This window comes from Amycolatopsis sp. cmx-11-51, assembly GCF_047608665.1.
GTDB lineage: Bacteria > Actinomycetota > Actinomycetes > Mycobacteriales > Pseudonocardiaceae > Amycolatopsis.
Genome location: NZ_JADNQO010000020.1, coordinates 1 through 19,972 on the forward strand (window position 1 = coordinate 1; position 19,972 = coordinate 19,972).

At 68.9% G+C, this 19,972-nt stretch carries 23 protein-coding genes; 12 read left to right on the forward strand and 11 right to left on the reverse strand.

Annotated features, from left to right (window positions below):
- Positions 1-64: 64 nt before the first annotated feature.
- Positions 65-211: a hypothetical protein gene (locus ACM6LU_RS35560; RefSeq protein ID WP_414942247.1), complete on the reverse strand. Its 147-nt coding sequence runs from the start codon at positions 209-211 to the stop codon at positions 65-67.
- Positions 212-415: 204 nt separating this feature from the next.
- Here ACM6LU_RS35560 and ACM6LU_RS35565 point away from each other — a divergent pair, with 204 nt between their 5' ends.
- On the forward strand, positions 416-1,123 hold the full coding sequence (locus tag ACM6LU_RS35565; RefSeq protein WP_414942248.1) for a hypothetical protein: 708 nt from the start codon (positions 416-418) through the stop codon (positions 1,121-1,123).
- Between the two features lie 19 nt (positions 1,124-1,142).
- On the opposite strand, the gene ACM6LU_RS35570 is transcribed toward ACM6LU_RS35565, so the two are convergent.
- Together ACM6LU_RS35570 and ACM6LU_RS35575 are read right to left on the reverse strand one after the other, a co-directional pair.
- A complete protein-coding gene (locus ACM6LU_RS35570) occupies positions 1,143-1,304 on the reverse strand; it encodes a hypothetical protein (protein ID WP_414942249.1) in 162 nt (53 codons plus the stop codon).
- Between the two features lie 51 nt (positions 1,305-1,355).
- The gene (locus ACM6LU_RS35575) at positions 1,356-1,844 is read right to left on the reverse strand and encodes a DoxX family protein (protein ID WP_414942250.1); all 489 of its coding nucleotides are present in this window, start codon (positions 1,842-1,844) and stop codon (positions 1,356-1,358) included.
- A gap of 83 nt (positions 1,845-1,927) precedes the next feature.
- Here ACM6LU_RS35575 and ACM6LU_RS35580 point away from each other — a divergent pair, with 83 nt between their 5' ends.
- A complete protein-coding gene (locus ACM6LU_RS35580) occupies positions 1,928-2,488 on the forward strand; it encodes a TetR/AcrR family transcriptional regulator (protein ID WP_414942251.1) in 561 nt (186 codons plus the stop codon).
- On the opposite strand, the gene ACM6LU_RS35585 is transcribed toward ACM6LU_RS35580, so the two are convergent.
- The gene (locus ACM6LU_RS35585; protein ID WP_414942252.1) at positions 2,479-3,246 is read right to left on the reverse strand and encodes an SDR family oxidoreductase; all 768 of its coding nucleotides are present in this window, start codon (positions 3,244-3,246) and stop codon (positions 2,479-2,481) included. The two genes, ACM6LU_RS35580 and ACM6LU_RS35585, sit on opposite strands and share 10 nt — an antisense overlap.
- Positions 3,247-3,522: 276 nt before the next feature.
- Here ACM6LU_RS35585 and ACM6LU_RS35590 point away from each other — a divergent pair, with 276 nt between their 5' ends.
- Both ACM6LU_RS35590 and ACM6LU_RS35595 read left to right on the forward strand, forming a co-directional pair.
- Complete coding sequence (locus ACM6LU_RS35590; protein ID WP_414942253.1) at positions 3,523-3,891, forward strand: YciI family protein; 369 nt, start codon at positions 3,523-3,525, stop codon at positions 3,889-3,891.
- Positions 3,879-5,099 (forward strand): RNA polymerase sigma factor, encoded by a 1,221-nt coding sequence (locus tag ACM6LU_RS35595; protein WP_414942254.1) that lies wholly within the window; start codon positions 3,879-3,881, stop codon positions 5,097-5,099. Before ACM6LU_RS35590 ends, ACM6LU_RS35595 begins: the two co-directional genes overlap by 13 nt.
- On the opposite strand, the gene soxR is transcribed toward ACM6LU_RS35595, so the two are convergent.
- Complete coding sequence (gene soxR, locus ACM6LU_RS35600; protein ID WP_414942255.1) at positions 5,089-5,535, reverse strand: redox-sensitive transcriptional activator SoxR; 447 nt, start codon at positions 5,533-5,535, stop codon at positions 5,089-5,091. The genes ACM6LU_RS35595 and soxR overlap by 11 nt on opposite strands.
- Positions 5,536-5,587: 52 nt before the next feature.
- Here soxR and ACM6LU_RS35605 point away from each other — a divergent pair, with 52 nt between their 5' ends.
- From ACM6LU_RS35605 to ACM6LU_RS35615, 3 genes are all read left to right on the forward strand, one after another.
- Positions 5,588-6,205 (forward strand): hypothetical protein, encoded by a 618-nt coding sequence (locus ACM6LU_RS35605; RefSeq protein ID WP_414942256.1) that lies wholly within the window; start codon positions 5,588-5,590, stop codon positions 6,203-6,205.
- Positions 6,202-7,026 (forward strand): NAD(P)H-binding protein, encoded by an 825-nt coding sequence (locus ACM6LU_RS35610; protein WP_414942257.1) that lies wholly within the window; start codon positions 6,202-6,204, stop codon positions 7,024-7,026. The genes ACM6LU_RS35605 and ACM6LU_RS35610 overlap by 4 nt, the downstream gene beginning before the upstream one ends.
- Positions 7,027-7,151: 125 nt before the next feature.
- Entirely contained in the window at positions 7,152-8,246 is a 1,095-nt protein-coding gene (locus ACM6LU_RS35615) for a methyltransferase (protein ID WP_414942258.1), read from the forward strand.
- Here ACM6LU_RS35615 and ACM6LU_RS35620 read toward each other — a convergent pair.
- A complete protein-coding gene (locus ACM6LU_RS35620) occupies positions 8,215-9,099 on the reverse strand; it encodes a LysR family transcriptional regulator (protein ID WP_414942259.1) in 885 nt (294 codons plus the stop codon). The two genes, ACM6LU_RS35615 and ACM6LU_RS35620, sit on opposite strands and share 32 nt — an antisense overlap.
- 70 nt (positions 9,100-9,169) lie before the next feature.
- Between ACM6LU_RS35620 and ACM6LU_RS35625 the strand changes: the two genes are divergently transcribed.
- Together ACM6LU_RS35625 and ACM6LU_RS35630 are read left to right on the forward strand one after the other, a co-directional pair.
- Positions 9,170-10,504 (forward strand): FAD-binding oxidoreductase, encoded by a 1,335-nt coding sequence (locus ACM6LU_RS35625; protein ID WP_414942260.1) that lies wholly within the window; start codon positions 9,170-9,172, stop codon positions 10,502-10,504.
- Positions 10,505-10,601: 97 nt separating this feature from the next.
- Entirely contained in the window at positions 10,602-11,786 is a 1,185-nt protein-coding gene (locus ACM6LU_RS35630; protein ID WP_414942261.1) for an acyltransferase family protein, read from the forward strand.
- Positions 11,787-11,872: 86 nt separating this feature from the next.
- On the opposite strand, the gene ACM6LU_RS35635 is transcribed toward ACM6LU_RS35630, so the two are convergent.
- The 3 genes from ACM6LU_RS35635 to ACM6LU_RS35645 are packed head-to-tail and all read right to left on the reverse strand — an operon-like array spanning position 11,873 to position 13,390.
- On the reverse strand, positions 11,873-12,289 hold the full coding sequence (locus ACM6LU_RS35635; protein ID WP_414942262.1) for a nitroreductase family deazaflavin-dependent oxidoreductase: 417 nt from the start codon (positions 12,287-12,289) through the stop codon (positions 11,873-11,875).
- Between the two features lie 38 nt (positions 12,290-12,327).
- Positions 12,328-12,678, reverse strand: coding sequence for a PLDc N-terminal domain-containing protein (locus ACM6LU_RS35640; RefSeq protein WP_414942263.1), 351 nt, complete (start codon positions 12,676-12,678; stop codon positions 12,328-12,330).
- A 37-nt stretch (positions 12,679-12,715) separates the two neighbouring features.
- Complete coding sequence (locus ACM6LU_RS35645; protein WP_414942264.1) at positions 12,716-13,390, reverse strand: oxidoreductase; 675 nt, start codon at positions 13,388-13,390, stop codon at positions 12,716-12,718.
- An 84-nt stretch (positions 13,391-13,474) separates the two neighbouring features.
- Here ACM6LU_RS35645 and ACM6LU_RS35650 point away from each other — a divergent pair, with 84 nt between their 5' ends.
- On the forward strand, positions 13,475-14,326 hold the full coding sequence (locus ACM6LU_RS35650) for a PaaX family transcriptional regulator C-terminal domain-containing protein (protein WP_414942265.1): 852 nt from the start codon (positions 13,475-13,477) through the stop codon (positions 14,324-14,326).
- A gap of 109 nt (positions 14,327-14,435) precedes the next feature.
- Here ACM6LU_RS35650 and ACM6LU_RS35655 read toward each other — a convergent pair whose 3' ends face one another.
- On the reverse strand, positions 14,436-14,834 hold the full coding sequence (locus tag ACM6LU_RS35655) for a RidA family protein (protein WP_414942266.1): 399 nt from the start codon (positions 14,832-14,834) through the stop codon (positions 14,436-14,438).
- Between the two features lie 48 nt (positions 14,835-14,882).
- Here ACM6LU_RS35655 and ACM6LU_RS35660 point away from each other — a divergent pair, with 48 nt between their 5' ends.
- The gene (locus ACM6LU_RS35660) at positions 14,883-17,234 is read left to right on the forward strand and encodes a bifunctional salicylyl-CoA 5-hydroxylase/oxidoreductase (protein WP_414942267.1); all 2,352 of its coding nucleotides are present in this window, start codon (positions 14,883-14,885) and stop codon (positions 17,232-17,234) included.
- Complete coding sequence (locus tag ACM6LU_RS35665; RefSeq protein WP_414942268.1) at positions 17,231-18,373, forward strand: acyl-CoA dehydrogenase family protein; 1,143 nt, start codon at positions 17,231-17,233, stop codon at positions 18,371-18,373. The genes ACM6LU_RS35660 and ACM6LU_RS35665 overlap by 4 nt, the downstream gene beginning before the upstream one ends.
- Positions 18,374-18,491: 118 nt before the next feature.
- On the opposite strand, the gene ACM6LU_RS35670 is transcribed toward ACM6LU_RS35665, so the two are convergent.
- Positions 18,492-19,880 (reverse strand): GH1 family beta-glucosidase, encoded by a 1,389-nt coding sequence (locus ACM6LU_RS35670; RefSeq protein WP_414942269.1) that lies wholly within the window; start codon positions 19,878-19,880, stop codon positions 18,492-18,494.
- Between the last annotated feature and the right edge of the window lie 92 nt (positions 19,881-19,972).

Genomic DNA, 19,972 nt, shown 5'->3' on the forward strand with positions numbered 1-19,972 from the left:
CGCGCGACGTATGCCACCGCCCGCCTCCAATGCCGAAAACCGGCCACACGTTCGTTCAAGCCGCTTACGAGCCCAGTGCCGTCAGCTGCGCGGTCGTCAGCCGCTCCACCAGCGGAGCCGCTGTCACTGGATCGGCGATAAGCAGCCAGTCTTCCGGCACCGTTCTGGGCCCGTTGCCGAGAACCGGCGAGCGCTCTCCCATGCCGCGCATGGACCCAGTGCCGCCAACCGCACCCCGTCAGCCGCTCCACCAGCGGAGCCGCTGTCACTGGATCGGCGACATGCGCCCCGTGTTCTGAGCCCATTGCCGATAAACGGCGAACCCAGACCACTCACGAGTCCACCCACGGTCTGAGCCGAAAGACCGGACCGTGAGCCGATCCGGGCACGCGCCAGGATCGGCAGGCTCACCGCCATGGAAATCGACTACGTCTTCCCCGGCCGCCCCGTCGCCGCGGTCTCGATGGTCCTCGGCCCGGTCCTGCTGCTCACCGGCACGCTGCTGCGGTCCCGGTTCACCTTCTTCTTCCCCGATCAGCTCAGGGCGATGAGCGACCATCCCGGCCTGATGACGGCCGCCTACACGTGTTTCCTCGCGGGCAACGTCCTGCTGTTCCCCGCGATCATCGCGCTCGCCACGAAGATCGGGCGCACCAAGCCCGCGTTGGCCGCCTGGGGTGGCCTGTTCGTCCTTATTGGACTCTTCGAGCGGACCTTCCACGCCGGGATCGACCAGGCCGCGATGGGTCTCACCATCCGGCGCGGCGCCGGTTTCGCCGAGAGTGTGGTCAGTGAGTCATATCAGGATCTGCATCTGTTCAGTTTCCTGTCGTTCACGATCCTGTTCGGCTGGTTCGTGCTCGCCTTCGCCGCCTATCGCGCCAAAACGCTCAACGCCGTCCAGTCGATCGGGCTGGCGACGATGGGACTACTACCGCTGGGCGTGCTGAAGGGAACCGAAATCGTTTCGATCATCGGCACCACCGGCCTTTGCGTCGCGTTGGTTCCGGCCGGAATCGTCGCATTCCTGGAAAGTCCCAAACCGAGTCGCCGGACGGTGGTGATCGCGGTGATAGTTGTTCCGGTTCTGGGCGCACTCGCTTTCGCGAGCACCTTGGGATAAGGATTTCCCGCGCGGCCCCTCAGGCCAGTCGCGCGGGCGCTTTCCCTGTCTTGTCAACGGATTCGTGATCGTGCCCCGCCGGGAGGCAGCTCATCAGCAGTACGAGACCCACCGCACCGAGAAGCATATGCCCGGCGAGGATGCACAGCCCACAGAATCCGATCCACAATGAGATCTTCATTCTCGGATGGTAGGGCGGTTCTTCGGGGAGGGGTCCGAACTTGGGAAAGACTTAAGGTCTCCTTTGGGCAAAGGGGCCGTTCGGCGTACGCGCGTAATGCGCCACCAGGGACACCGTCGCGGCGAGGAAGACCACCTGCATCAGGCTCCTCGGTACCAGTTCGTCCATCACCGACGTCACCGGCCCGTTCAGCGCCTTGTACACGTTCGCCGGGAACATCCCCAGCAGCAGGACGGTCAGCCCGGCGGCCGCCCACGGCGCCGTGCGCGACCACAGCACTCCCGCGGCGCCCGCCAGTTCGAGGACACCGGTGACGGTGACCAGCAGCGCCGGCGCGGGCAACGCGGGCGGCACCATCGCGATGAGTTCCTCGCGCATGCCGATGAAATGCGCGAGCCCCGTCGTGACGAACAGGGCCGCGACACCGCCGCGCACGGCCACCGGCCAGGGCTTCAGGCGACGGGCACCCACCACCCCCAGCAGGGACGACGTCGCCGTGACGGCGGCCAACATCAGTACGGGTACGAGACCGGGATCCATGACAACACCCTCCGAGCAGCGAAACTTTCCACTGACAAGATGCGTCGTTGCGGGCTATCTTGTCAATGACTAGATTCATCGGCATGAGTCCGTACCACCACGGCGACCTCCGACGGGCCGTGCTCGACGCCGCCGTCGCGGCCATCACCGAACACGGCCCGGCCGGGATCAGCCTCCGCGATCTCGCCCGGCGCGCCGGCGTCTCGCACGCCGGTCCGGTGCACCACTTCGGCGACAAGACCGGAGTGCTCACCGCACTGGCCGCCGAGGGATTCGGACTGCTCGCGGACGCACTCGCCGCCACGGGCGAACGCACGCGGGACTTCGTCGAGGTCGGGGTGGCCTACGTGCGGTTCGCGATCGAGCATCGCGCGCATTTCGAGGTGATGTTCCGCCCTGAACTCCACCGCGAGGACGACACGGCGCTGGTCGCCGCCCGTGACCGCGCGGGCGGCCTGCTGGCGGGCGGGGCGTCCTCGGTCAGCGACGATGAGCTGGCGGGAGTCGCCGCGTGGTCGCTGATGCACGGCTTCGCGAACCTGTGGCTCACCGGCGCGCTGCGCGCCGAACACCTCGAGGATCCGGACACCGCCGCCCGCGCGATCGCCCGGATCCTCTTCCCCCGCGACCCGGATCAGACCTGACCGGTGGGCATCACGGTGATCTGCTGGACGTTGACCCGCGCTGGGAGCGACGTCAGGAACGCCACGGTCTCCGCGATGTCACCCGGCTCCAGCCAGGTCAGCGTCTCGCGCACGCCGTCCAGCCACTCGTTCGCACCGGCGTCGGTGACGTGGCCCTGCAGTTCGGTGTCGACCAGACCGGGCTCCACCACCGCGACCCGCACGTCCTTCGGGCCGAGGTCGGCGCGAAGGTTCTTCGACAGGTGGGTGACGTACGCCTTCGAAGCGACGTAGACGGCGAAGGACGGGAAGATGGCCTGCGCGCCGATGGACGACGTGTTCACCAGGTCGGCGACACCCTTCTCCGCCGCCGAAGCGACGAGATGCGGGACGAACGCGCCGATCGAGTTCATCAGGCCGGTCATGTTGACGTCGATCATGCGCTGCCAGTCACCGGTCGCGAGTTCGTCGATCGGCGCGGCCAGCATCACGCCGGCGTTGTTGAACAGCAGGTCCGCCCGGCCGAGTTTCACTTCGACCTCGGCCGCCGCGGCGCGCATCGCTTCGGCGTCGGCGACGTCGGCCGCGATCACCAGTGCCGTTCCGCCGTCCTGTTCGATCTCCTTGGACAGGGTCTCCAGCCGGTCCGCCCGGCGGGCGATGAGCGCGACCGCGGCACCGGAGGCGGCGAGCCGCCGCGCGGTCGCCTCGCCGATCCCGCTGGACGCGCCGGTGACGACGGCGACCCTGTTCGCGTGCCGTGCCGGGGAGTCAGTCATCTTTGTCTCTCCTGAGTGGACTCGTTTTCGTTCTGAGTCCAGGAAACCGGCTCACGCGGAGAGATGGCACGTCCTGGTCAACCTGGGTCCGGCAGTACCAGTCAAGCCGCCAGAGCGGCTGGGACGAGACCGGCGTGCTCGCGCCAGACGTCGTGCTGATGAACACCGCTTGACCTGCGACAACGCTTCTGGGAGAAAAATATCGCCATCGTTGTCGAATCGGCGGGATGTTCTTCGTATAGGAAGTGACAAGCCGCTTCGAACGAGGAGGACGCGATGACCCAGTACCTGATCAGCCTCTACCAGCCCGACGGCCCCATCCCGCCGCCGGAGTTCCTCGAGCCGATCACCCGCGAGCTCCAGGCGCTCAACGGCGAGATGCAGGCCGCGGGCGCCTGGGTGTTCGCCGCCGGGCTGCACCCGCCGACCACGGCGACCGTGCTGCGGGCCAAGGAGAACGGCGACATCGTGATGACGGACGGCCCGTACGCCGAGGGCAAGGAGCACCTGGGCGGGTTCACCATCGTCGAGGCGCCGGATCTGGACGCGGCACTCGAATGGGGCCGCCGGATCGCCGAGATCACCGGCCTGCCGATCGAGGTCCGGCCGTTCCAGGGCGAGGAAGACCCTTCGTGCGTCCCCTGACCACCGAAGACATCGGCCGCGTCTTCACCGAGGAGTACGGCCGCGCGGTGGCCGTCCTGGTCCGCGTCTTCGGCAGCATCGACATCGCCGAAGAAGCGGTCCAGGACGCCTTCGCCGCGGCGGTGGACCGGTGGCCGTCCACCGGTCTGCCGCCGAGCCCGGCGGGCTGGATCATCACGACCGCCCGCAACAAGGGCATCGACCGGTTGCGCCGGGAAGCCGCGCGCGACGACAAACACGCCCAAGCCGTGCTGATCCACGCTGCCGACGAACCAGCGGAGGAGGGACCCGTGCGGGACGACCGCTTGCGCCTGATCTTCACCTGCTGCCATCCCGCGCTGGCCGTCACCGCGCAGGTCGCGCTGACCCTGAAACTGCTGGGCGGGCTGACCACCGGCGAGATCGCGCACGCGTTCTTCGTCCCCGAAACGACGATGGCGCAGCGGCTGGTCCGGGCGAAGGGCAAGATCCGCGACGCGAAGATCCCGTACCGCGTCCCGGACGACGCCGATCTGCCGGACCGGCTGCGTTCGGTGCTCGCCGTGCTCTACCTCGTGTTCAACGAGGGTCACACGGCCAGCTCCGGTGAGCGGCTGGTGCGGGACGACCTGTGCGCCGAGGCGATCCGGCTCGGCAGGCTGCTGGCAGGCCTCATGCCCGACGAACCCGAGGTCACCGGGTTGCTGGCGCTGATGCTGCTCACCGAGTCCCGCCGGCTCGCCCGCACCGGCCCGGACGGCGACGTCGTACTGCTGGCCGATCAGGACCGGTCGCGGTGGAACCGGGAACTGATCGCCGAAGGGCAGACGCTGGTCCGCGCCTGCCTGCGGCGGAACCAGCCCGGTCCGTACCAGATCCAGGCGGCGATCAACGCCGTCCACAGCGACGCCGTCGGCGCGGAAAGCACGGACTGGTCGCAGATCGTCCAGCTGTACGACCTGCTGCTGACGATGAACCCGACGCCGGTCGTCACGCTGAACCGCGCCGTCGCGGTGGCCGAGGTGGACGGTCCCGGTGCGGCACTCGACGCGATCGACGAGCTGAAAATGGAGGACTACCACCTGTACCACGCCATCCGCGCCGATCTGCTGCACCGGCTCGGCCGCAAAGCGGAATCGGCACAGGCCTACGAGGCGGCGATCCGGCGAGCGGAGAACAGCGCCGAACGGCGGCTGCTGGAACGGAAACTGGCCGCGATCAGTCGCTGATCAACCGGGCCGGACCGGGTCCTTCGGCGGCGAGGACGTCACCGGGGTTGACCAGCACGCACTGCTCGAAGGACAGGCAACCGCAGCCGATGCATTCGGTGAACCGGTCGCGCAGGCACTCCAGTTTCTCGATGCGTTTGTCGATCTCGGCGCTCCAGCACCGGGAGGCACGCTGCCAGAACGCCTGGTCCGGCGCGGCGCCCTCCGGCAGGAGGTCGAGCACGCCGCCGATCACCTCCAGCGGGATGCCGAGGTGGTGCGACGCACGGATGAACGCGAGCGCGCGGAGTGTGCCGCGGGGGTACCGGCGCTGGTTTCCGCTGGTCCGCCTGCTGCTGATGAGGCCTTGGCGTTCGTAGAACCGCAGGGCGGAGGTGGCGACACCGCTGCGCTGGGCCAGCTCGCCGATGGTCAGCTCGGACGGCGGTTCGGACATGTCCACGATCCTAGCTTGACTTGAACCCTTGTTTAAGTTTCATGCTGGAGGCATGACGGAACAGGGGATCGCGAAAACGACCATCCATACAGGACATTGGCCGACACCGGCGGAGGAACTGGTGGCGGTGGCGCGGGAGTGGCCGAGCGCCGAGGCCGCGCGAGAGGCGTTCGAGAGGCGCGGGGGCGAAGGACTCGTCTCCTTCATTGCGTACGAGGGAATCGACCACGACGGCGCCTTCACCTACGCGCAGTGGACCAGCGAAGACGCCATCGAGAACCTGGACGGCGCGCCCGTCTACCGCCTCTACCGCGGGAACCGGAGCGAGGGGATCCCCGGCGCGCTCGTGGTCGTCTCGGTCGAATTCGAGGGGCCCGACGAACAGCGGCAGCGGGACTGGATCGACCTCGTCTTCACCGCGCTGGACTCGGAACCCGCGCGACCGGAAGGCGGGATCTCGGGGTACTTCCATGTGAGCACTGACGGGACACGCGTGCTGAACTACGCCGAATGGACCAGCGCCGAAGCACACCTCGCCGCGCTCGCCGCCCCCGGAGCGAACGGCATCGGCACGACGGACGTCTGGAAGAAGGTGCAGACCTACCCCGGTATGACCGAGGGCGGGTCGGTCAAGCGGTACCGCCCGGTCGTCTCGGCGGTGGCGGCATGAAGCCGATCCTGGTCGCCGGAGCCACGGGCAACGTCGGCGCGCAAGTAGCCACCCAGTTGCGAGCGCGGAACGTACCGGTCCGGGCGCTGAGCCGGAATCCGCCGCCGGACGGTGTCCGCGGTGACCTGGCGAAACCCGGGACGATCGCGCCGGCGCTCGACGGCGTCGACACGGTGTTCCTGATGCTCGCCGGATCCGCCGAGGCGCTCCTGCCCACGGTGTCGCTGCTGGGCGAACGAGTGAAGCGAGTGGTGTTCCTGTCTTCGGGTGCCGTCGACGATTCCTTGGCGGAGCAGGACAACCTCATCGGCGCCTGGCACCGGACCGTCGAGGAGGCGATCGAGGCGGCGGGTATCGACTGGACTTTCCTGCGGCCGCACGGATTCGCGACGAACACCCTCGGTTGGGCGCCGTCGATCCGCGCGGACGGCGTCGTCCGAGGGGCTTACGGCGAGGCGTCGATGCCGCTGATCCACGAGAAGGACCTAGCCGCGGTGGCCGTCGAGGCGCTGACCGGCGGCGGGCACGAGGGGGCGAAGTACGTCCTCACCGGCACGCGGCCGATCACCCAGGCCGACCAGGTCCGGATCATCGGCGAGGCCGCCGGCCGTCCGGCGCGCTGGGAGGAGATCCCGCTGGCGGCGGCACGCGAGGCGATGCTCGCGAGGATGCCGGACTTCATCGTCGACACGATGCTGACCGGCTTCCGCGGACTGGTGGCGAAACCGGGCGAGGTCACCTCGACCGTCCAAGACGTCACCGGCAGGCCCGGACAGGACTTCGAGGCCTGGGCGGCCGACCACGCGGCCGATTTCCAGTAGCATCGGATTCGTGTCGACACCGGTCCATGCCGCGGCGGTCCACTAGCCGCCGTTCCTGATCTTGTCCCCCGACGAGCACCGCCCGTGGGGTCTCTTCGCCATGGGCGAATCCAGGAACGGAAACCATGAACCCCCTGTCCATAAAGGACGATGGTCGGCGCTGGCTGACCACCGTCGCCGCGATACCGCCTCGAACCGTCGTCACCGTCGACGATCGGGTCACCGCCGACGAGGCGTATCGACTCGCCGTGTCAGGCACCGGACTCGCCTGGCACGGCGACTTCCCGAACGCGCGGAACCTCCTCGCCGCGATGTCGCGCCGATGCGGTTCGGCGGCCGGAAAACCCTTTCGAGACCACCGAATCCATCAAGCGCGCCGGGCGAGGATCCTCGGCAGGCTGCTGGTCCCGCTGGATCCGGGACACGTCTTGCCGCTGCGCCGCGGCCCGGATGTCCGGGCGGCCTGCACCGAGGTCTACGGCCCTTCGGAAACCGCGTCGCTGGTGTCGCTACGAGAACTGCTCGGCGTCGTCGGCGCGCACGAATGGCGGGTCAACGGCGTCGAAATCCCGGCACTCGGCGCGAAGATCCATCCGCACCACGGGGTCTTCTCCCCGGTCCGCGGCGAATACGTCGACCTGGTCGCGCGAACTCCGTTGCCCTCGAAGGAACTGGCGTTCGACATCGGCACCGGGACCGGTGTGCTCGCCGCGGTCCTCGCTCGTCGGGGCGTCGAACGGGTGGTGGCGACCGACACCGAGCCCCGCGCACTCGCTTGCGCGCGGGAGAACTTCGAGCGCCTCGGCTTCCCGCACGTCGAAACCCTCGAGACGGACGTGTTCCCGCCGGGGCGCGCGGCACTGATCGTCTGCAATCCGCCCTGGCTGCCCGCCCGCGCGCACACCCCGCTCGAACGAGCCGTCTACGACCCGGGAAGCCGGATGCTCAATGCCTTCCTCGACCGGCTGCCATGGCATCTCGAACCTGGCGGCGAGGCTTGGCTGATCCTGTCCGACCTCGCCGAACTGCTGGGCTTGCGCACCCGCGCCCAGCTCCTCAGGACATTCGAGCGCTCCGGACTCGAGGTCCGAGGCCGGGAGGACACCCGGCCGAGGCATCGCCGGGCCACCGATCCACGCGATCCACTGCACGTGTTTCGCGCGCGGGAGGTCACCTCGTTGTGGCGGCTCACAAACCGAGCAGCGCCCGTGCCTGACTGATGAACACGCGGGCGGCGGGGCTGACCGGCCCCTCCGTCCGCCAGGCCAGCGCCAGTTTCGCGCGCAACCCCGCCGGTCGTGTGATCTCCATGGCGTGCAGTTCCGTGTAGTGCGTCGCCAGCGACATCGGCACCACCGCGACGCCGAGGCCGCGCCCGACCAGTTCGGCGACGACGTTCGGGTCGCCCGCCTCCAGCGTCACCCGCGGCTGCGCGCTGTCGGCGAGGAAGGCCGCGTCGACGATCGCGCGCATGCCGGTGCCCTTCGGCAGGCTCACCAGCGAGCGGCTTTCCAGCTCCGACAGCGTGATCGTGGCCTGCCCGGTGAGCGGATCGTCCGGCCCGGAGATGGCGACGAGCGGCTCGTCGAGGACGACCTCGAAGCCGATCCCCGGCGGCGGTTCGCCGGAGAGCCCGATCAGCGCGATGTCGAACCGGCCGTCGGCGACACCCGCGAGCAGGACGTCGGAGGTCGCCTCGGCGAGCGTGATGTCCACCGCGGGATGGTGTTCGTGGAACCGCGCCAGCAGATCCGGCAGGTTGACCGGACCACGCGAGGACACCATGCCCATCGCGACCTGGCCGCGGACCAGCTCGGTGAGCTCCTCGACCGCCTGCCGCACCCCGGCGACGGCGGCGAGCGCGGCCCGCGCGTGCGGCAGCGCGGCGGCGCCGACTTCGGTGAGCCGCACCGCCCGGGCCGACCTGTCCAGCAGCGGCTGTCCGAGTTCGCGTTCGAGACGGCGAATCTGGGCGCTGACGCCGGGCTGCGCGACGTGCAGCCGCTCCGCGGCCCGGGTGAAGTTCGCCTCCTCGGCCACCGCGACGAAGTATTCGAGCTGACGCAGTTCCATAACGGATGATTCTAGTTCCCAGACAAACCAGATCTTGGACTTCTGGCCGGATCGAGATCAGGCTGGAGGCATGACCACGATGCTCCGCCCCGGCGATTCCGGTTACGACAATGAACTCGCCGGCTTTCAGACCGCCGTCCCCCGACGTCCCGCCGTGATCGTGCCCGCGGCCTCGGCCGCCGACGTCGTCGAGGCGGTCCGGTACGCCGGCGAACACGACCTCCCGATCGCGGTCCACTCGACCGGGCACGGCGTGGGCGTCCCCTTCGAGGGCGGCGTCCTCGTCACCACCCAGCGCATGACCGGGATCCGGATCGACGGCGACATCGCCCGCGTCGACGCGGGTGTGCGCTGGGGTGCGGTCATCGAGGCGGCCGCCGAGCACGGGCTGGCACCGCTGAGCGGTTCGTTCCCCGGTGTCGGCGTCGTCGGCTACACCCTCGGCGGCGGGTTCAGCCTGCTCGGCCGCGAGTACGGCCTCGCCGCCGACCGCGTGACCGCCATCGAGGTCGTGACCGCCGACGGCGAACTCCGGCGCGCCACCCCGGACACCGAACAGGACCTGTTCTGGGCACTGCGCGGTGGCCGCGACAACTTCGGGATCGTCACCGCGCTCGAGTTCCGGCTCGTTCCGGTCACCCGGTTGTACGGCGGGAGCCTGCAGTTCGGCACCGAATCGCTGGCCGCGGTACTCCACACCTGGCGTGACTGGGCGGCGGAGATGCCGCGCGAGATGACGTCGTCGCTGGGCATGGTCCCGATGCCGGACCTGCCGATGGTGCCCGAGCCGCTGCGCGGGCAGCACGTCGCGCAGATCCGGATCGCGTACCTCGGTGACACCGCCGAGGGCGAACGCCTGGTCGCCCCGCTGCGCGCCGCCGCCAAGGTGCTCGGCGACACGCTCGCCGAGATCCCGTTCACCGAATCGGGCAAGATCGCGAACGAGCCGCCGTTCCCGCACGGCTACCGCGCCGACAACGCCACCGTGTCCGAACTCAACGACACGATGCTCGACGCGATCCTCGAACACGCCGGCCCGGACGCGCCGGTGCCGACCGTCGTCCTGCTGGACCTGCTCGGCGGCGCGCTGTCCGACGTGCCCGAGCACCCTGGCGTCGGCTGGGACCGCGAGGCCCGCTTCACCGTCCGGGCACTGTCCGTAGTGGACGACTCTTCGATCCCGGAGATCCGGAGCGCGCACGGAAAGCTGTTCGAAGCGCTGAAGCCTTGGTCGACCGGCAAACTCCTGACCTTCGTCTACGGCGAGAGCGACCCGGCCGAGGAAGCGTCCAAGGTGTACTCGGCCGCTGACCTGCGACGCCTCGCGAAGATCAAGAAGGCCGTCGACCCGGCGAACCGGTTCCGGCTCACGCACAACGTCGAACCGGCGCGTGACGCTGGGTGATGTCCAGAATCCGCAGGCAGAAGGCCCCGATCCGGGCGGAAGGCGCACAGGCCGGCACCCGTATACTTCCGGGCCGATACCGCCATTAGGGGGCACTGTGCGCACTTTGGGCCATGACGAGTTCCTCGCCATGCGTCGGTTCCCCGCGCTCGACGGGCTGCGCGCGATCGCGGCCACCATCGTGATCCTCTTCCACTTCGCTGGTCCGAAGTGGAGCTGGCTGTCGGGCTGGGTCGGTGTCTACATCTTCTTCGTGCTGTCCGGTTTCCTGATCACGACGCTGCTGCTGCGTGAGCAGGACCGGACCGGCCGGATCTCGCTTTGGGCCTTCTACCTGCGCCGGGTGTTCCGGATCCTGCCCCCGTACCTGGTAATCCTCGGCGGGATCGTCGTGTTCGTATGGCTGCGCGGCGAGTTCTTCACCCGCGAGTTCCCGCACGCGCTGAAGTACTACCTGACGTTCTTCAACGAGTTCCTGCCCGGCAGCAAACCGAACGGCGCGGACAATTTCTTCAGCGGCTCGTGGACGCTGGGCATCGAGGAGAAGTTCTACCTGGTCTGGCCGTTCCTGCTGGTGGTCGCGGGCGCCGTCGGGCTGGCCGCGGCCTGGCGGAAACTCGCGCTGGCGTTCGCCGCGTTCGCGCTGATGGCCGGGCTGGTCGGGGTCACCAGCGGCTGGGTGCTCAACGGGCCGCAGGTGCCGATCTACCGGTCGACGGTGCACTACGCGATCCTGCTGATCGGCTGCGTGCTGGCGATCGCGATGCACTACCGCCGGTCCTACGCGGTGATCAAACCGCTGACCCATCCGCTCGCCGCGATCCCGGTGTTCGGCGCGTTCGCCGTGCTGCACGTCAACATGGAAAGCCTGTGGTGGGAGACCGGCAGCAACCTTGGCCTGCTGATCGCCTACGGCCTGCTCTCGGCGATGTTGCTGGTCGTGCTGGTCTCGCCGGGACCGCTGCGCTGGCTGCTGGGGACGAAGGTGATGCGCTTCGTCGGTGAGCGCTCGTACTCGCTCTACTTGCTGCAGGGCCCGGTGCACTTCGTCGTGGTCGCGGCGATCCCACCGCTGGGCGAGCACCGGATGATCAGCGCGCTGACCGTGTTCGCGGTCGGGCTGGGCATCGCGGACCTGATCCACCGCTGGGTGGAGCAGCCGATGATCGTCACCGGCAAGAAGCTGATCGCGCGCCGCCAGGAGCGCAAGGCCCTGCGTGCCGCCGAAGTCGAACTCACGAGGGAGCCTCGCGCGGTCGAGGCCCCCAGCGCCGCACACTGACCACCCCGCTGACCACCCCCGCGTTTAGTCCTCTAGTTGCGGTAGTTGCACGCGCAAGGACCGCAACTAGAGGACTAATTGCGAAGTCAGCGGGAGAGCGTGACGATCGGGATCACCCGATCGGTCTTCTTCTCGTAGTCCCCGAAGCCCGGCATGAGGCTGACCATCTTCGCGTAGAGACGGTCCCGCTCGGCACGGTCTTCGAGGACGACGGTCGCGGTCGCGTCGAACTTCTCCGTGCCGACCTCGACGGTGACCTTCGGGTTCGCCACGATGTTGTGGTACCAGGCGGGGTTCTTGTCGGCACCGGCGTACGACGCGGCGATGACGTACTTGCCGTCCTCCTCCGCGTAGGCGAGCGGCGAGGTCCGCGGCTCACCGCTCTTCGCTCCGGTGGTCGTGAGAAGCAGCAGGGAGCCACCCTCGAACGGCCCGCCCACCTTCCCCTCGTTCTCACGGAATTCCTTGATGATGTTCCGGTTCCAGTCCAGCGGGTCGGTCATTCGTCCTCCAGCGTCGATCTTTCTCCCGCCGAGGCTACTCAGTCTTCGCGTGCCTTGCGGCGCTGCGCTTCGGCGCGCTCACGGCACTTCCGCAGGAACTCTTCGTCGCCCTCGGCGCTCGTCGCGGCGAACCGGCCCGGCCGGTCGTACTCCGGGAACGCCGGGCTTTCGCGTTCGCAGCGGCCGCGTGGGGCGCGGGCGGCGTGCTGCGGACGGCCGGCGACCAGCCAGACGATCGAGCCGATCAACGGGACGATCAGCACCAGCAGCAGCCACATCCCCTTGGGCATGTTGCGGCATGACCCCTCGTCCGTGGTGATCACGTCGACGACGCAGAAGATCCACAGACCGAGTGTGAGAACGCCGAAGAAACCATTGAAATACAGCATGCGAAAACTCCCCAGTTCCAGATGACCGGGGTAAGTATTAGCACAAGAGGACTTCGAGAATTCCCGCGGCCACTTCGAGTGCGTGTGCCTGGCCCGGGCACTGTCTGGGCCCTGCTCCGAACGGACGTTCCGTCAGGTCCACCTCGACGACCTCGCCACCGACCCACCGCCGGGTGATCCGGACCGGCGGATCCTCGCGCAGGACACGGTCGAGCAGGCTCGTGGCGTCCTCGCCGGGCCGGTGAGCGGCCAGGGCCTTGCCGAGCAGCTTGGCCGTCGCGTCACAGGCCTGCACCAGGAGCCCGATCCGCGCGGCCGTCCGCTCGTCGACATCGCCGCCACAGTCCTCGATCAGCCGCCGCATGGCCTCTTCGGCGTCAGGACCGGTTTCGGTGTGCGGGTGGTAAGCGGCGGAAACCGTCGCGATGTCGCGGGAAACGTCCGGAAGGCCGAGTTCGGCAGCCAGGACGGCGACCGGGACCGTCCACACGATCCGGTCCACCGGCTCGCCTTGTAGCTCCCGGGTGAACGCGGAGGCCTTGTCCCGCAACGAAGCCATCGGCGCGAGTTCGGCGAGCACGAGCGAGCGGCGCCGCGCGTGGTCCTCGGCGGGGCTGAACCGGGCGACGTTCGCGCGCAGCCACCGGACACCACCCGGCTCGACGTCCTGGGGCACCGGCGGGACGGGGGCTTCGATCAGCAAATTCTCCATACCGCGACGCTAAGTGCGGAACGCTTCGGTCACGGCCGAAATGTGCGGGCGCCGGGAGCGGGGGCTCATTGTTATGGTGACCGGGTGACGGCCGTGTCGGAGGCAACCGAAGTCGACGGCGCGGGGCGGACGGCGCAACCGCGCCAGCTCATCGTGACCGTGTACGGCCTCTACTCACGCGGCGAAGGCGGCTGGCTTTCGGTCCGTTCCCTGATCGACCTGCTGGCCGGGGTGGACGTCGAGGAACCCGCCGTCCGATCGTCGATCTCCCGGCTGAAGCGGCGCGGGATCCTTTCCGCGGTGCGCCGGAACGGCGCGGCCGGTTACGAACTTTCCGAGACCGCGCTGGCGATCCTGCGCGAAGGGGACGAGCGGATCTTCCGCCGCGCCCGCGCCACCCCCGGCGACGGCTGGCTGCTCGCGGTGTTCTCCGTCCCGGAAGCCGAACGGCACAAAAGGCATGTTCTTCGCACCCAGCTCGCCAGGCTCGGCTTCGGGACGGCGTCGTCCGGTGTCTGGATCGCGCCCGCGCATCTGCGCGACGCGACGTCGGACATGCTGCGACGGCTCGAACTGGAGAGTTACGCCGATCTTTTCCACGCCGAGCACCTCGCGTTCGGCGACGTGCGGGAGAAGATCCGCGAGTGGTGGGACCTCAACCAGCTCGAAACGCTCTATGCGGCTTTCCTCGACGAGCACACGCCCGCGCTCCGGCGCTGGCAACGGCGCAAGACCACGGACGAGGCCGAGGCGTTCGCCGACTACGTCCGGGTGCTGACCCACTGGCGGCGCCTGCCCTACCTCGACCCCGGGCTGCCCGCCGAACTGCTGCCGCCCGCGTGGGCCGGGATCCGGGCCGGGTACCTGTTCTTCACGCTGCACTCGCGACTGGGCGAGGCCGCGGCCGCGCACGTCTCGCGGACGCTGCTTAGCTAGCCCGGCACCGCATCCGCCCCTCACGCGTGTCGTCCAGCTGATCACGCGTGTCGTCCGCCTGATCACCAGCGTCGTGATCAGACGGACGACACGGCGGCGGCATCCAGTACTAGACGACGGCGAAGCCCTGCACCTCGACCAGCGCCTCGACGTCCCAAAGCCGGCTGACGCCGATCCCCGCCATCGCCGGGTACCCGCTCCCGGCCAGCCGCTTCCACACCGCGCCGATCTCGCGCGCGTGGGCGCGGTAGTCGTCCATGTCGACGATGTAGATGGTCACGCTGCACAGGTCCGACGGCTCCCCGCCCGCCGCGCGCAACGCGGTGAGCAAGTTGGTCAGCGCACGTTCGAACTGCTCGACCACGCCGTCGCCGACGATGCGGTTCTCCTCGTCCAAAGCCGTCTGACCGGCGAGGAAGACGAACCGTCCGCTCGCCGCGACAGCGTGCGAGAAGCCGGAAGGGCGGCCGAGCCCTGGCGGATTGATACGCTCCATGCTGGTCAGCATATCCCGCATCGTTGACGGTCGTACATACCGCGACATACCCTGAGCGACGTGCGTATCGCGGTGTTAGGCGGCGGCCCGGCGGGGCTCTACTTCGCCACGCTGGCGAAACAGCTCCATCCCGATCACGAGATCACCGTCTGGGAGCGCAACGCGCCCGACGACACCTTCGGGTTCGGGGTGGTGTTCTCCGACGAGACCCTCGGCGGCATCGAGCACGCCGATCCGGTGATCCACGCCGCCATGCGGCGCGAGTTCGCGCGCTGGGACGACATCGACGTGCATTTCCGCGACACGGTGCGCACCTCCGGCGGGCACGGGTTCGCCGCGATGAGCCGCGAACGACTGCTCGGCATCCTCCAGGCACGCTGTGCGGAACTCGGCGTGGCCGTGCGTTTCCGCACCGAGGCGCCGAGCGCGGCCGAGGCGAGCGCGGAGTACGACCTCGTCGTCGCGGCCGACGGCGTCAACTCGCCGACCCGCGCCGCGCTGGCCGGAAGCTTCCGGCCGGACATCCGGACCCGGCGCTGCAAATACATCTGGCTCGGCACCGATCTGGTCTTCGACGCCTTCAAGTTCCACGTCCTCGAAACCCCGCACGGGATCATGCAGATCCACGGCTACCCGTACAGCGACACCGCGAGCACCTTCATCCTCGAACTCCACGAGGACGTCTGGCAGCGCGCGTTCGGCGAGATCGCCACGACGGCACTCGCGCCGGGCGAGAGCGACGAGAAGTCGATCGAGGTCATCCGCGAACTGTGCGCGGACGTCCTCGGCGGCCACCAGGTGTTCGCCAACAACTCGAAGTGGACCGCGTTCGCCACCGTGCGCTGCGCGAGCTGGCGGCACGAGAACGTCGTCCTGCTCGGCGACGCCGCCCACACCGCGCACTTCTCCATCGGCTCCGGCACGAAACTCGCCATGGAGGACGCGCTCGCACTCGCCGCCTGCCTGCACGAACAGTCCGATATGGACACTGGTTTGAAGGCCTACGAGGCCGAGCGTCGTCCCGTCGTCACCTCGACCCAGCGCGCCGCGCAGGCGAGCCTGGAGTGGTTCGAAAACCTGGGCCAGTACACGCATCAGGATCCGCCGCAGTTCGCGTTCAACATCCTCACCCGCAGCCGCCGTGTCACCTACGACAACCTCCGGCTGCGCGACCCCGAGTTCGCCGCCGAACTGGACACCTGGTTCGCGTCCACCGTGGACACCGAGGTCCGGCCGCCGATGTTCCAGCCATTCCGGGTCGGGAACCTGGACCTGCCGAACCGCGTCGTCGTCTCCCCGATGGACATGTACTCCTCGGACGACGGTGTCCCGAACGATTTCCACCTGGTGCATCTGGGCAGCAAGGCGCTCGGCGGCGCCGGGCTGGTGATGACCGAGATGGTCTGCGTCTCCGAGACCGGCCGCATCACCCCGGGCTGCGGAGGGCTCTACACCGGGGAACAAGAGCGCGCCTGGGCCAGGGTCACCGACTTCGTCCACGGCAACACTCCCGCGCGGATCGGTGTCCAGCTTGGCCATTCCGGCCGCAAGGGTTCCACGAAACTCATGTGGGACGGGATCGACCAGCCGCTGCCGGAGGGCAACTGGGAGATCTGCGGCCCGTCCGCGATCCCGTACAGCGACGCGAACCAGGCGCCGCGCGAACTCACCGCCCCCGAGTTACACGAGATCCGCGACCAGTTCGCCGAATCCGCCCGTGCCGCCGGCCGCGCCGGATTCGACCTCCTCGAACTCCACTGCGCGCACGGCTACCTCCTGTCATCCTTCCTGTCCCCGCTGACCAACCGGCGTACCGACGACTACGGCGGCTCGCTGGAGAACCGGCTGCGCTTCCCGCTCGAGGTCTTCGACGCGGTCCGCGCGGCGTGGCCGGTCGAGCGGCCGATGACGGTCCGTATCTCCGCGACCGACTGGTACGACGGCGGGATCGACGTCGACGAAGCCGTCGAGATCGCGCGCGCGTTCGCCGAGCACGGGGCGGACGGCATCGACGTCTCGACCGGGCAGGTCGTCAGCGAGGAGAAACCCGAGTACGGCCGCAGCTACCAGACGCCGTACGCCGACCGCATCCGCAACGAGATCGGGCGTGAGTACGGGATCGCGGTGATCGCCGTAGGCGCGATCTCCTCCTACGACGACGTCAACTCGCTCATCCTGGCGGGCCGCGCGGATCTGTGCGCCCTCGGCCGGACCCACCTTTACGATCCACAGTGGACACTGCACGCCGCCGCCGAACAGGACTACCCGATACCGTGGCCGAAGCAGTACGCGGCGGGCAGGCGGAAACCGCAGGGCGGCCGCACCGACGGGCCGAAGCCACGGCTGGAACTGTTGCGCTCGGGGGAACCCGGCACCGCACATGCCCGCTGGCGACCTGGGAGCGATCGATGACCGCCTTCGCGTTGAACCCGGAACAACGCGCCTTCGCCGACGAAGTCCGACGGCTGGGCGCCGAAAGACTCCGCCCACTGGCCGAATCCGGCATCGAAGGCGCGGTCAACCGGCCACTGCTCAAGGAAATGGGCACGCTCGGCCTGCTGTCCCGGTTGTTCCCCGGTGCCGACGGCGGCAGCCCGAGCCGCGAGGCCGCCGCGACGGATCTCTGCATCCTACGGGAATCCCTCGCGAGTCAGAGCACCGAAGCCGAGACAGCGTTGGCACTGCAGGGTTTGGGCACTTATCCGGTACTGCAGTCCGGACAGGACGCACAGGTCTCGAAGTGGGTTCCCGCCGTGGCCGCTGGTGACGCCGTCGCCGCTTTCGCGCTCACCGAACCGAACGCGGGCTCGGACGCGGCGGCACTCGAACTCGCCGCCGAGCCCGACGGCGACGACTGGCGCCTCACCGGTGAGAAAATGTGGATCTCCAACGCCCCCGAGGCCGACTTCTACAGCGTTTTCGCCCGCACCACACCGGAAGCGGGTTCACGCGGCGTCTCCGCGTTCGTCGTCCCGGCCGATCGCGCCGGACTTTCCGGCGAGCACCTCGACCTCGTCAGCCCGCATCCCATCGGCACTCTCGTGTTCGACGGGGTCCGGGTCGAGCGGGGCGAACTGCTGGGCGAACAGGACCGCGGTTTCGGTGTCGCCATGCGGACACTGGATCTGTTCCGGCCGAGCGTCGGCGCGTTCGCCGTCGGGATGGCACAGGCCGCGCTCGACGCCGCCGTCACCCACGCCGAGACCCGGGTCGCGTTCGGCGGGCCGTTGCTGAAGCAGCAGACCGTGGCCCACACCCTTGCCGAGATGGCGACCCGCACCGAGGCGTCACGTCTGCTCGTGTACGCCGCGGCCGCCGCCTATGACGCGGGCGAGCGGAACCTCGCCGGCCGGGCCGCGATGGCGAAGCTGTTCGCCACCGAGACCGCCCAGTACGTCGTCGACTCGGCCGTGCAGATCCACGGCGCGCGGGCACTGCGGCGCGGGCATCTGCTCGAACACCTCTACCGCGAGGTCCGGGCGCCGCGAATCTACGAAGGCGCGTCCGAGGTCCAGCGGACGATCATCGCGCGATCCCTGACTTCTTCCTGACCGGACGGCGGTGGGTCTGGGTGCTCCAGTCTGACGGTCATCGTCTCTCCCCTTGTTCCCGATGCCGACGTTAGGACGGTGACGGGAGTGAACCGCCGGATCCACGGTGGGGCAAGTCCTACCGCTGTCCGGCGCGCACCCGTTCGACGATGTCGCGGTAGGCCAGCCCGCTCTGTTTGATCGTCCGCGCCTGGGAATCCCGTTCGACCCGAACCAGGCCGAGTCGTTTGGCGTAGCCGTATGCCCATTCGAAGCTGTCCAAAAAGGACCAGGCGAAGTAGCCGCGGACGTCCGCGCCCGCCTGTCGCGCGGCGGCCGTGGCAGCGATGTGCGCGGACAGGTACGCGGCGCGGTCGTCGTCGCGGACGAAGCCGGTCTCGTCGGGGACATCGGCGAACGCGGCGCCGTTTTCGGTGACGTAAAGCGGCAAACCGGGATAGTCCCGGCTGACGCGGACGAGCAGTTCGGTGAGCTTGTCCGGCAGGATCTCCCACCCCAGCGCCGTCGACGGGGCCCCGAACGGGACCTTGCGGAACGACGGCATCCCGAAATGCTCGACGGCGTCCCCGTTCTCCTCCACCCCGGAATACCGCGTGCCGAAGTAGTAGTCGACGCCGAGGAAGTCGAGCGGTGCCGCGATGATCGACGGGTCCCACGGCTCGGACGGCAGGCGGATGCCCTGCCGCGCGAGGTCTTCGAGGACGTCTTCCGGGTACCGGCCGTGCACGAGCGCGTCGAGGTAGAACCTCGTCCCGAGCCCGTCTTCGAACCGGGCGGCCTCGCGGTCGGCCTCGCTGGGGGTGGCCGGGTCGGCGGTACTCAGGTTGAGCGTGATGCCGAACTTCGTGCCGGGCGGCGCGAGTTCCCGCATCCGCCGCACGGCGAGACCGTGGCCGAGCAGCAGGTGATGGGCCGCCGCCATCCCCGCCTTCGCGTCCCGGCGGCCGGGCGCCATCACCCCGTGGACGTAACCGTGCATGGCCGTGCACCACGGCTCGCTCAGCGTGGTCCAGTGTCGGACGCGGTCGCTCAGCCGCTCGAACACGAGCATCGCGTAGTCGGCGAACCGGACAGCGGTGTCGCGTGACGGCCAGCCGCCCGCGTCTTCGAGGTGCTGTGGCAGGTCCCAGTGGTAGAGCGTCAGCCACGGATCGATGCCGTTGTTGAGCAGTTCGTCGACCAGCCGGTCGTAGAAGCCGATCCCGGCGGGGTTGACGCCGCCGCGCCCGCGCGGCTGCACCCTCGGCCAGGAAACGGAGAACCGGTAGGTGTCGACGCCGAGTTTCTTCACCAGCGCGATATCGGCGGGCATCCGGTGGTAGTGGTCGCAGGCGACCTCGCCGGTGTCGCCGTTGTCGATGGTCCAGGGCGACTGGCCATAGGTGTCCCAAATGGACGGTGTTCGTCCGTCTTCGGCGACCGCGCCCTCGATCTGGTAGGCCGAGCTGCCGACCCCCCACCGGAAATCGGACGGCAGGGTGCCGATGAGCTCGTCTTCTCCCGTCATGGCACCTCCTTCCGGCCTGGTCCCGCCTTATTTCACCAGTTAATACATGGCGGAGGCTAAGGTCGTGGGGCATCCTCGAAAGGTCCGCCGCC